The organism is Pseudomonas sp. HMWF006, from assembly GCF_003061205.1.
Taxonomy (GTDB): domain Bacteria; phylum Pseudomonadota; class Gammaproteobacteria; order Pseudomonadales; family Pseudomonadaceae; genus Aquipseudomonas; species Aquipseudomonas monsensis.
Window position 1 is genome coordinate 1 of record NZ_QAIU01000354.1, and the last position, 10,907, is coordinate 10,907.

General features: G+C 59.5%; 16 protein-coding genes. 9 read left to right on the plus strand and 7 right to left on the minus strand.

All coding sequences use genetic code 11. The features are described 5' to 3' along the window. Nucleotides 1–311: 311 nt before the first annotated feature. The 4 genes from DBR24_RS14475 to DBR24_RS14490 all read right to left on the minus strand — a co-directional run bounded on the left by DBR24_RS14475 (nucleotide 312) and on the right by DBR24_RS14490 (nucleotide 3,190). Entirely contained in the window at nucleotides 312–1,214 is a 903-nt protein-coding gene (locus DBR24_RS14475) for an alpha/beta fold hydrolase (RefSeq protein WP_128615107.1), read from the minus strand. Next, a complete protein-coding gene (locus DBR24_RS14480; RefSeq protein WP_128615108.1) occupies nucleotides 1,214–1,996 on the minus strand; it encodes a class II aldolase/adducin family protein in 783 nt (260 codons plus the stop codon). The genes DBR24_RS14475 and DBR24_RS14480 overlap by 1 nt, the downstream gene beginning before the upstream one ends. Before the next feature lie 131 nt (nucleotides 1,997–2,127). Further along, complete coding sequence (locus DBR24_RS14485) at nucleotides 2,128–2,814, minus strand: LrgB family protein (RefSeq protein WP_128615109.1); 687 nt, start codon at nucleotides 2,812–2,814, stop codon at nucleotides 2,128–2,130. After that, the gene (locus DBR24_RS14490; protein ID WP_123464733.1) at nucleotides 2,804–3,190 is read right to left on the minus strand and encodes a CidA/LrgA family protein; all 387 of its coding nucleotides are present in this window, start codon (nucleotides 3,188–3,190) and stop codon (nucleotides 2,804–2,806) included. Before DBR24_RS14490 ends, DBR24_RS14485 begins: the two co-directional genes overlap by 11 nt. A gap of 96 nt (nucleotides 3,191–3,286) precedes the next feature. On the opposite strand from DBR24_RS14490, the gene DBR24_RS14495 reads away from it, so the two are divergent. Beyond that, nucleotides 3,287–4,174 (plus strand): LysR family transcriptional regulator, encoded by an 888-nt coding sequence (locus DBR24_RS14495; protein ID WP_128615110.1) that lies wholly within the window; start codon nucleotides 3,287–3,289, stop codon nucleotides 4,172–4,174. On the opposite strand, the gene DBR24_RS14500 is transcribed toward DBR24_RS14495, so the two are convergent. Next, a complete protein-coding gene (locus DBR24_RS14500; protein WP_128615111.1) occupies nucleotides 4,164–4,619 on the minus strand; it encodes a flavodoxin in 456 nt (151 codons plus the stop codon). The genes DBR24_RS14495 and DBR24_RS14500 overlap by 11 nt on opposite strands. Before the next feature lie 154 nt (nucleotides 4,620–4,773). On the opposite strand from DBR24_RS14500, the gene DBR24_RS14505 reads away from it, so the two are divergent. Further along, on the plus strand, nucleotides 4,774–5,250 hold the full coding sequence (locus tag DBR24_RS14505) for a PAS domain-containing protein (RefSeq protein ID WP_123464727.1): 477 nt from the start codon (nucleotides 4,774–4,776) through the stop codon (nucleotides 5,248–5,250). 54 nt (nucleotides 5,251–5,304) lie between these two features. Then, entirely contained in the window at nucleotides 5,305–5,910 is a 606-nt protein-coding gene (locus tag DBR24_RS14510) for a hypothetical protein (RefSeq protein WP_123464725.1), read from the plus strand. A gap of 2 nt (nucleotides 5,911–5,912) precedes the next feature. Here DBR24_RS14510 and DBR24_RS14515 read toward each other — a convergent pair whose 3' ends face one another. After that, nucleotides 5,913–6,872 carry a MerR family transcriptional regulator gene (locus tag DBR24_RS14515; RefSeq protein WP_123464723.1) on the minus strand — a complete coding sequence of 320 codons (960 nt, stop codon included), beginning with the start codon at nucleotides 6,870–6,872 and terminating at the stop codon, nucleotides 5,913–5,915. A gap of 210 nt (nucleotides 6,873–7,082) precedes the next feature. On the opposite strand from DBR24_RS14515, the gene DBR24_RS14520 reads away from it, so the two are divergent. The 6 genes from DBR24_RS14520 (at nucleotide 7,083) to DBR24_RS14545 (ending at nucleotide 10,142) form a co-directional block, all read left to right on the plus strand. Continuing rightward, a complete protein-coding gene (locus DBR24_RS14520) occupies nucleotides 7,083–7,652 on the plus strand; it encodes an antibiotic biosynthesis monooxygenase (RefSeq protein ID WP_128615112.1) in 570 nt (189 codons plus the stop codon). Between the two features lie 98 nt (nucleotides 7,653–7,750). After that, nucleotides 7,751–8,461 carry a dihydromonapterin reductase gene (folM, locus tag DBR24_RS14525; RefSeq protein WP_128615113.1) on the plus strand — a complete coding sequence of 237 codons (711 nt, stop codon included), beginning with the start codon at nucleotides 7,751–7,753 and terminating at the stop codon, nucleotides 8,459–8,461. A 21-nt stretch (nucleotides 8,462–8,482) separates the two neighbouring features. Next, nucleotides 8,483–9,043, plus strand: coding sequence for a GTP cyclohydrolase I FolE (gene folE, locus DBR24_RS14530; protein ID WP_123464717.1), 561 nt, complete (start codon nucleotides 8,483–8,485; stop codon nucleotides 9,041–9,043). Beyond that, a complete protein-coding gene (gene folX / locus DBR24_RS14535; protein ID WP_123464716.1) occupies nucleotides 9,044–9,415 on the plus strand; it encodes a dihydroneopterin triphosphate 2'-epimerase in 372 nt (123 codons plus the stop codon). A gap of 99 nt (nucleotides 9,416–9,514) precedes the next feature. Then, a complete protein-coding gene (locus DBR24_RS14540; RefSeq protein WP_123464714.1) occupies nucleotides 9,515–9,811 on the plus strand; it encodes a DUF1244 domain-containing protein in 297 nt (98 codons plus the stop codon). Continuing rightward, nucleotides 9,804–10,142 carry a HopJ type III effector protein gene (locus DBR24_RS14545; protein WP_128615114.1) on the plus strand — a complete coding sequence of 113 codons (339 nt, stop codon included), beginning with the start codon at nucleotides 9,804–9,806 and terminating at the stop codon, nucleotides 10,140–10,142. The genes DBR24_RS14540 and DBR24_RS14545 overlap by 8 nt, the downstream gene beginning before the upstream one ends. 80 nt (nucleotides 10,143–10,222) lie before the next feature. Here DBR24_RS14545 and DBR24_RS14550 read toward each other — a convergent pair. Further along, nucleotides 10,223–10,907: FAD-dependent oxidoreductase (locus DBR24_RS14550; protein WP_128615115.1), on the minus strand; the 685-nt coding region annotated here is incomplete at its 5' end.

A 10,907-nucleotide genomic window follows, 5' to 3' on the forward strand; every position in this document is an offset into this window, starting at 1 on the left:
GCGCGTGAGCCCGTCCGAGGCCACCACCGGCTCCGGTGACGATCACGACTTTATCTTCGAAACGCACAGACTCATTCATCGGGGCAACTCCAGCAGGCCAATGGGACATTGATCCCGAGTGTCAGGCACGGGGCTTCGGGTCACAATGAACACGGCTGAGGCTGAATGGTGCGCGATAAGGTTGGGGGATAGTGAAAAGGATGAGACACCCTGTGGCGAAGGCGCTTGCTTCCGCTGGGGCGTGGCGCAGCCGAGCGGGACCGTGCGGCAAGCTCCCTCGCCACAACCGTTCGCTCAAGCGAACGGAGATTTCATGAACACGCCACCTTGCGCGGCGGCAACACCAGGCGATCACGGAACGCCAGATAGTGCTTGAGCACCTGCACCGGCGCTTCGGTCTGCGGATAGTGGCCGATGCCTGGCAGCAACACCGTGTCGGCGTCCGGAATCAGTACGCGGTAACGCTCGACCATGTGCGCACCGGAGATCGGATCGAACTCGCCATCAATCACCCGCATCGGCACTTCACCACGTTGCATCGCAGCGACCCAGCGATCACGTTGCATGCGACGTTCGGGAATGTAGCCGATCAGCTTGTGCATGATCCATGGCCCGTGATTGCTGTCGATCAGACTCCAGAAATCGTCCAGCTCACTTTCACTCGGAGCGGTCTGCGGACCGAAGATCTGGCGGAAGCTTTTCACCAGTGCGTCGCGGGTGAACGCGCGCCCGATCATCCAGCCCAGCGGGCTGAGCAGTAGCTTCTGCATCAGCACCGGGCGATGGGTTTCCGGAAACAGGCCGCCGTTGAGAAATACACAACTGGCCATCTCGAACGTGCCTTCGCCATGACGGGCGAGCAGTTCTTGAGCGACGCTGTCGCCGTAATCGTGTGCCAGCACATGCACCGGTTGCTCGACCTGCAAATGCACGAGCAAGGCCTGCTGCAGATCGGCCTGCTCCAACAGGCTGTAGGTGTGATTCAGGGGTTTGGCCGAATCGCCGAAACCGAGCATGTCACAGGCAATTACCCGATATCGCTGAGCCAATGGCTGCCACAGGTAATGCCAATCCCAACTGGCGGTCGGAAAGCCGTGGATCAACAGCAGCGGTTCACCCTGCCCCGCCACCCAGTAGCGGATCGAATGCCCACGAAAGACAAACGTCTGGCTGCGTTTACGCCAGACACACAGAGGAATCTCGGCAAGAGGCATTAGAGTTTATATCCGGGGTCTTGTTTATCGAGTTTGCGTAGCAGCGCCGGCCAGGCCAGCGCGCCACCCATGCCTTGAGCGCTTTTGGTGACGCCGGCGATCATCGCTTTGGCGCCCGCCAGAATCTGCGGTTCGATGGCGATCAGTTGCGCCCCGCCGGTCTGCGCCATGACCTGAATGTCGCAGGCGCGCTGGAAGGTGAACATCATCAGAAAGGTATCGGCGATGGTGCCACCGCAGGTCAGCAGACCGTGGTTATGCAACATCAGGAAATTGCTTTCGCCGAGGTCGGCCTGCAACCGCGCCTTCTCTTCGTGATTCAGCGCGACACCTTCATAAGCGTGATACGCCAGGCTCGAGAGAACAAACAGCGACTGCTGACTGATCGGCAACACGCCCTGCTTTTGCGCCGACACCGCAACACCGGAGGCGGTGTGCGTATGCAGCACGCAAACCACATCGTGCCGCACTTCGTGCACGGCGCTGTGGATCGTGTAGCCGGCCGGGTTGATTTCGTAGGGACTGTCCATGAGTTTGTTGCCGGCCTGGTCGACTTTCACCAGGCTTGAGGCAGTGATCTCGTGAAACATCAGGCCGAACGGATTGATCAGGAAATCTTCGGTGCCCGGGACCTTGGCGGAAATATGGGTGAAGATCAGATCATCCCAGCCATGCAGCGCGACCAGACGATAACAGGCGGCGAGATCGACACGGGTCTGCCACTCGGCAGCACTGACCTGGTCTTTGACATTAAGGGACGATTGGACGGGGGCTACGCTCACTGTATGCACCTCTGCGTTCTTATTGTTCTGCACGTGTCAGCAGTCTAGTCAGGCGCAAAGGATCGTGTAGTTGCATTGCCAGCCAGCTTGATGACTGAGCGGGTCAGCCATGCAAACACCTTGGATCCATGTCAAAGCAACGACGCCAGCAAAGGCGCGGCAAACAGATTCAGCAGCCCGGTAAGCACCATCACCAGCCCGGCGACAGAACCTTCTTCACCGCCGACTTCGTGCGCCCGGCTGACCCCGGCACCGTGGGCGCCGACACCGAACAAGGCGCCGCGTGCGAGCGCACTGCGCAACGGCAACCACTTCAACAGAACGCCGCCGAGCATGGCGCCGAACACGCCCGTAAACATCACGAACACCGCCGTCAGTTCCGGCACGCCACCGAGATCCTGCGCCAGTGGCATGGCGAATGGCGTGGTGATCGAACGAGGCACCAGCGACAGGGTCACCGAACTGTCCAGCGCCAGCGCCCTGGCCAGACCGAACGAGGTGGCGATCGACGCCGCACTGCCGGCGACCATGCCGAGCAGCAACGCCGACCAATGCCGCATCAACAATCGCCGTTGCTGCCAGATCGGCACGGCGAAGGCCACAGTCACCGGCCCCAGTACAAGCATCAGCCAATGGGTGTTGCTCGCATATTCGGCATACGCGGTGTGCAGCGGCACCGCAAGCGCCAGCAACAACCCCGGCACCAGAATCAGCGGCGACAGCACGTAGCGTCCGGTGCGTCGATAAATCCAGCGGCTGAACAGGTACGCCAACAGAGTGAAGACGAGCCAGAACATCGGCATCCATTCAAGCTTCATGGGAACGCCTCATGCGCACGGCCAGTTCCACGGTGAACGCGGTGACCAGCATCACCATCAAGGTACTGGCGGCGATCACCAACAGGATGCGCCAGCCGTCATGGCGCAGCAGCGCGCCGTAATCGAGCAGGCTCATCAACGCCGGAATAAAGAACAACAGCATTTCCGCCATCAGCAATCCGGCGCCCAATTGCAGCGCCGCCGGTTTCACCCAGCCGCAGGCGAACGCCAGCAGCAACAGGGCCATGCCGATGACGCCACCGGGAATCGGCCACGCCAGCCACGCGGCCAACTGGCAACCGAGCAGATAAAGACTCAGCAACACGGCGAGTTCGGCGAGCAGACGGAAAAGGTGTTTGAGGGCGACGGTATTCATGCTTTTGCTCCTGACAGGCCGTTATTTTACGAACCGGCCTGGCATCCCAAAAGCGAATTGTTAGACTTGCAGCCATTCCACCTTGGAATCACAGCTATGGAATTCAAACAACTGCGCAGCTTCGTCGAAGTCATGCACCAGGGCGGTTTTACCCAAGCCGCAAAAACCTTGCACATCAGCCAGTCAGCGGTGAGCAAGCAGGTGGCCCAACTGGAACAGAGCCTTGGCACTCCGCTGCTCGAACGGCTCGGTTCGCACCTGCGCCTGACAGCCGCTGGCAGCGTGGTGCTGCAACGGGCCGAAGGCATGTTGCGTTTGCGCAATGAACTGCTGAACGAACTGGATGATCTCAGCCATCTGGCGCGCGGCGAGTTGCGCCTGGGCTTGCCGCTATTGGGCAGCGATGCGCTGTTTGCCGGGGTGTTTGCCGAATACCGGCGGCGTTATCCGAACATCAGTATTCAGTTGCTTGAAGGCGGTAGCCGCCATATCGAGCAAGCGGTGTTGAACGGTGAACTGGAACTGGGCGGCAGTCTGTTGCCCAAGGACCCACAGTTCGACTGTCAGCCTTTTTGTGATGAGCGACTGGACGCCTTGCTGCCCGCTGATCACCCATTGGCTGCACGCGGCGAGATTGGCCTGGAAGAATTGGCCGATACGCCCTTCCTGCTGTACCAGCGCAGCTTCGTGCTCAACGACCGTTTACTGCAGGCCTGCCAGCAAATGGGCTTTACCCCGAAAGAAGGAGGCCGCAGCGGTCAGGCGGATTTTCTCGCCGCACTGGTGGCCGCCGGACAAGGCGTGGTGCTGTTGCCCAGCGTGGTGGCGCGCGGTCTGGTGCGGCCAGGCGTGGTGCGCCTGACCTTGCGGGCGCCGGATTATCTGCGCTGGGACATCGCGTTCATCTGGCGCCAGGGGGCTTATCTGTCAAAAGCGGCTCAGGCATGGCTGGCGCTGTTGCGCGAGCGCGGGATCAACCCTTGAGTGCAGCGATCAACTCCGCCAGCCAGGGCTCTGAGTCGGTTTCCGGGGTGACGCTTTCGCTGGCGTCGATGCGCAGCATGTCTTGCACTTCACGCACGCCCAATTCGGCAAACAACTCACGTATTTGCTCACCGCCGCCGCAGAACGTGTCGCCATAACTGGCGTCGCCCAAGGCGATCACCGCGCCCGGCAAACCACGCCACGCGGCGGGCAATTGATCGCGAATCATCGAGTACAGCGGTTGCAGGTTGTCTGGCAACTCGCCCATGCCGGTGGTCGAGGTCACGGCAAGAAACGCTTGCGGGCCGAACGCCTGGATATCGGCCAGACTGGCGCGGGCGTTGTAGAAGGTTTCAAAACCGGCTTCTTTCAGCAAGTTCTGAGCGTGGCGGGCGACTTCTTCGGCGGTGCCATAGACCGAACCGGAGAGGATGGCGACTTTCATCAATCTGATCCTGAAACTGAAAAAAAGAGCGGCGATAGTAACAGTCTGGACGCCGAAGTTACGATTGGCTCTCAATAGGAGCTGATGGCCTATAGACAGCCTCTACCGATCTTCTAGAATGCCTGCCCACTGATAACTCTGAAAGGATTCAAAGATGATCAACGCCAGTCTGCTGCAAATGGTGATCAACGCATCGAATGACGGAATCGTGGTCGCCGAAAAGGAAGGTGAGCAGGACAATATCCTGATTTATGTGAACCCCGCTTTTGAGCGCCTGACCGGCTACACCAGCGAGGAAATTCTCTATCAGGACTGCCGCTTCCTGCAGTCTGGAGACCGTGACCAGGAAAACCTGGCGCTGATTCGCGACGCCCTGCGCAACGGTGGAGCGTGCCGCGAGATCCTGCGCAACTATCGCAAGGACGGCACGCCATTCTGGAATGAACTGTCACTGTCGACGGTGAAAAACGCCGATGACGGGCAGACCTATTTCGTCGGCGTGCAAAAAGACGTGACGGTGCAGGTCAAGGCGCAACAGCGTGTTGCACAATTGGAGGCCCAGGTCGCCGCTCTGCAAACCGAACTGGCAGCGGTGAAAGCGACGAACGGCGCAAACAAAACTGCGAACTAATGGTCATTAACTACAATCACCAATGACTTTGTAACTATTCCCTTCGAGCTAACCATGCAGCGCGACGCCCTCCTGACCCAGGATGAGCTGGATTTCATCCAGACCATGCAGCACAACCCGCAACTCAATGTGCGGGATGCAACGTCGAGCCTGCTGGTCAATGGTGGTTCGCAAATTCGTGATTTGCTCACGCGCCTGGCCGCTCATGAGCAAGTCACCATTCAGGCCAACTTCGAAAACCAACAGATGACCTTCCCGTTGCATCTGGTCGAAGACGAGTTTCACGCGCTGCATCTGCGTCTGGGTGTGCCGAGCATTTACGAAGACGGACCGATGGTGCGCCCGTGGCGCCTGACGCTGGAAGAACCGGTGGCTCTGGAAAACGCCAAAGGCCAGCCGGGAACGATGTGGGTGCATGAGGTTTCGCACAAAGGCGTGCTGCTGGAGATGCGCAACAAGACCAAACCGCCCAAGCATTTCGCCCTGTGGTTCAGCCCCTCGGGGTATGAGCGGATTTCATTGCGTGGCAACTTCGAGCGTGAAACCGAGCACGGTTTCTACGCCTACGAACTGAGTCAGACCGATGCCGATGAAACCGAGCGTCTGCGCCAGTTCATCCTGCAACAACATCGTTTGACCCACCCCGCCCTGCACACCTGATTTCAGGTATCGAGTGTCCCCGAGAGAAACTGGTTCAGACGCTGCCGCATGGTTGCCCCTTCGTTGCCAATACAGCCGATCGAGCTGCCCGCCAGACTGTCCTGCGCCAGATCCGACGCATCCCCCGCCAGCAGTAACTGACAATCGAGACTCAATGCCAGGCGGTTCAAACGCCTTGGCAATTCGGCACCCGGCGCGTGATTGGAAAACAGCACCAGAACCTGCGGTTTGATTTTCTCGCAGACCAGGGTCAATTCGTCGAACGGCTGGCCGGTGGTCAATACCCGCACACCGGATTCACTGCTGCTGAGAAACAGCGCGGCCACCAGCAACTCGAGTTCACGACACTGACCGGCCAAGGCACTGACGATGATCTTGCGCGGTTGTGAGCCACGCAACACGATGATTCGCTGCAACACCCGTGAGCGCAGATAGCCATCCAGAAACAGCCACTCGCTGGTTTGCCCGAACGCTTCCTGACGCTGCAACAGTTGCCGCCACAGCGGCATCAGAATGTCCTGGAACACCACCGGCAACGCGTACGAGGAAAAGATCTGCCCATAGACCCGATCCAGCTCGATGTCGTCGAACGCACTCACGGCACTCTGCAACTGGTGCTGCCATTGCTGGTAGTCGGCCTGGACCAGATCATCGGGAATAATGTGCGCCAGCGCTTTCAAGGGCTCGGTCTTGGCGAGGATCTTGCCGATTTTGCTGACGGCCACCCCGCGGTCGATCCATTCGACAATGTTGCGAACACGCTCGATATCGGTCATCGAATACAGCCGATGCCCACTTTCGGTGCGCGTGGGCTGAATCAGACCATAGCGCCGTTCCCAGGCACGCAGGGTCACCGGGTTGACGCCCGTCAGGCGCGAGACCTCACGTATGGGAAACAGGTCTTCGCGCTCAAGCGCAACAGATGCCTGGGAAACAGGGCTAAGGTCCGTCATGACAGGCATTCTGCATCTACGTCCATACTATTAAATTGGATCCTATTCTAACCCCGCACACCTGATTGCGTTCAAGTGTCGATCTGCGACGAAAGTCGCTGGTTAAATCGCTAAATTCAGGAATAATCCTTGCTTGTTGCAAAACGCAGGCCTCTACCCCGGCCTGCGTCAGGCGAAATTCCTACCCGGAGTGACGCATTCGAAATACGGAGATACATAATGTCTACTTCCCCCGTTACGCTGATGGTCGCGCGTCGCGTTGCTGATGGTCGCTATCAGGACCTGATCGCCTGGCTTCGTGAAGGCGAACAACTGGCGACCGACTTTCCCGGTTACCTCGGCTCCGGTGTATTGGCGCCCCCACCCGGCGACAACGAATTCCAGATCATTTTCCGCTTTGTCGACGAGCAGACCCTGCATGCATGGGAGCACTCGGCGTCGCGCACCGCCTGGCTGGAACGCGGCAGCGATCTGTTTGCCCACCCGAAAGAACACCGGGTCAGCGGCATCGAAGGCTGGTTCGGCGCCGCCGGCCAGCGTCCGCCGCGCTGGAAGCAGGCTGTCGCCATCTGGCTGGCATTCTTTCCCGTGTCATTGCTGTTCAATTTCGTGCTGGGCCCTGCGCTGGCGCCAATGGGCCTGCTGCCGCGCGTATTGATCAGCACGGCGTGCCTGACGCCATTGATGGTTTACTTCTTCATTCCGCTGTCGACGCGGTTGCTGGCCGGCTGGCTGAATAGCATTCCGGCACGCCGACTGCCGGTGGAACCGGTATCTGAAAACCGTTGACTCCCCGCTCTCACTCAAGCCACAAAGCTCGTCCTGCAATAGGAGTACAAGGCACGTCGCTGTTATAGTTTTTGCTCTGACTGCGACGTGAGCCGTTCATGACCTCAACCTCCGCCCCGATTCTCATCACCGGTGCCGGCCAGCGTGTCGGTTTGCACTGCGCGCAACGTTTGCTTGAAGACGGCCACTGCGTCATCTTCACCTATCGCACTGAACGTCCGGGGGTGCAGGCATTGCGGGATCTGGGCGCCGTCGCAGTGTTTGCGGACTTTTCCAGCGAAGCCAGCATTCTCGCCTTCATCCAGGCACTGAAAACCCACACCGACCGTCTGCGCGCCATTGTCCACAACGCCTCCGAATGGCGGGCGGAAACCCCGGACCACGAAGCCGAAGCCTTCGTGCGGATGATTAACGTGCACATGCTTGCGCCGTATCTGATCAATCTGCACTGCGCCGACCTGCTCAAGCAATCGACGCCAGCGGACATCATCCACATCAGTGACGACGTCACCCGCAAGGGCAGCAGCAAGCACATCGGCTATTGCGCGAGCAAAGCCGGGCTCGACAGCCTGACGCTGTCGTTCGCCGCGCGTTATGCGCCGGCGATCAAGGTCAACGGTATCGCTCCGGCCCTGCTATTGTTCAATCCCGACGACGATGCGGCGTACCGTGCCAAGGCACTGGCGAAATCCGCGCTGGGCATCGAGCCCGGCAGCGAAGTGATCTACCAGAGCCTGCGCTATCTGCTCGACAACCCTTATGTCACCGGCACAACCCTGACCGTCAACGGCGGAAGGCACGTCAAGTAAGCCTTGCTGCGAGGATGATCCATGACCCGCTCCCTGCCCGAGCACTACCGCGACATCCTGATTGGCCTCGGTGAAGATCCCGACCGCGAAGGATTGCTCGACACACCGGTGCGTGCGGCCAAGGCCATGCAATACCTGTGTCACGGCTATGGGCAGAGCGTCGACGAGATCGTCAACGGCGCACTGTTTGCCTCGGACACCGACGAGATGATCATCGTCGCTGACATCGAGTTGTACTCATTGTGCGAACATCACCTGCTGCCCTTCATCGGCAAGGCCCATGTGGCTTATATTCCGACAGGCAAGGTGCTGGGGCTGTCGAAGATTGCGCGACTGGTAGACATGTTCGCCCGACGCCTGCAGATTCAGGAAAACCTCACCCGGCAGATTGCCGATGCGGTGCAACAGGTCACCGACGCCGCCGGTGTCGCCGTGGTCATCGAGGCCAGACACATGTGCATGATGATGCGCGGTGTCGAAAAACAGAATTCAACCATGAACACCTCGGTCATGCTCGGCGCCTTTCGCGACTCGAGCAACACCCGCCAGGAGTTCCTGCAATTGATTGGACGGAGCAAGTAAATGCCACAACTTCAACCAGGAATGGCGCGCATCCGGGTCAAGGATCTGCGCTTGCGCACCTTTATCGGGATCAATGAGGACGAGATCCTCAACAAGCAGGATGTGCTGATCAACCTGACCATCCTGTACGCCGCGCAGGAAGCGGTACGCGACAACGATATTGATCACGCGCTGAACTACCGCACGATCACCAAGGCGATCATCGCCCACGTCGAAGGCAACCGCTTTGCGTTGCTGGAGCGCCTGACCCAGGAATTGCTCGATCTGGTGATGAGCAACACGTCGGTGCTGTACGCCGAAGTCGAAGTCGACAAGCCGCACGCGCTGCGCTTTGCCGAATCGGTGTCGATCACCCTCGCGGCAAGCCGCTGAGCTTCAAGCTTCGAGCTGCAAGCGTTAAGCTAACGGCCGACCCCGATCCAATCTTGCAGCTTGAAGCTTGCCGCTCAAAGCTGTCTCGCAGAGATTCCCATGACTGAGCAACAACGCCTCGAACTCGAAGCCGCCGCCTTCCGCCGGCTGGTCGCCCACCTGGACAGCCGCAAGGACGTGCAGAACATCGACCTGATGAACCTCGCCGGGTTCTGCCGCAATTGCCTGTCCAAGTGGTACAAGGCTGAAGCCGACGAGCGCCAGATCGAGGTCAGCCTCGACGACGCCCGTGAAGTGGTTTACGGCATGCCGTACGCCGAGTGGAAAGCCCAATACCAGCAAGAAGCCAACGCCGAACAACAGGCGGCGTTCGCCAAAGGAAAAACCCATGAGTGATTTGAATACCCTGCGCGCCAGCCTCAAGAGCGGCGAACACGTTTTTGCCGACACCCTGGCCTTCATCGCCGCCGGTTACGACTACCAGCCGCAAGCATTCAACAACGGCGGCGTGGAAAACGCCGCCGGGCAGAACGAAGGCTCGTGCAAGACCCTGGGTCTGGCGCTGCTGGAAGGTCTGAGTGACGAAGAAGCGCTGCTGGCGTTCGGCGAGCATTACCGCTCGGTGCTGGCGACGCCTGAGGGCAGTGATCACGGCAATATCAGGGCGTTGATCCAGCACGGCCTGGCCGGCGTCAAATTCACCGCTCAACCCCTGACCCGCCGCTGATTCCTACAATGTAACTGCGTTGTGCCACAAATAACGGGCATAAAAAAACCGGCCGAAGCCGGTTTTTTTGTGCCTGCGATTTAGAACGAAGCGTTCTGCAGACCGTCCAGGTAACGCTCGGTGTCCAGTGCCGCCATGCAGCCGGCGCCGGCCGAGGTGATGGCCTGGCGGTAAACGTGGTCAGCCACGTCACCGGCGGCGAAGATGCCTTCAACGCTGGTGGCAGTAGCGTTGCCATCGCGGCCGCCCTGCACCACCAGGTAACCGTCTTTCAGGGTCAACTGGCCTTCGAACAGCGAAGTGTTCGGGGTGTGGCCGATGGCAATGAACACGCCGTCGACCTTGATTTCGTCGAAGCTGCCGTCGTTGTTCTTCAGGCGCGCACCGGTCACACCCATGTTGTCGCCCAGCACTTCGTCGAGGTTGGCGTTCAACTTGAGGATGATCTTGCCTTCGGCCACACGGGCGTTGAGCTTGTCGATCAGGATCTTTTCGGCGCGGAAGGTTTCGCGACGGTGGATCAGGGTCACGGTGCTGGCGATGTTGGCCAGGTACAGTGCTTCTTCAACAGCGGTGTTGCCGCCGCCGACCACTGCAACAGGCTTGTTGCGGTAGAAGAAGCCGTCGCAGGTCGCGCAAGCCGAAACGCCTTTGCCCATGAACGCCTCTTCCGACGGCAGGCCCAGGTAGCGAGCGCTGGCACCGGTGGCGATGATCAGGGCGTCGCAGGTGTAGGTCGCGCTGTCGCCGGTCAGGGTGTACGGC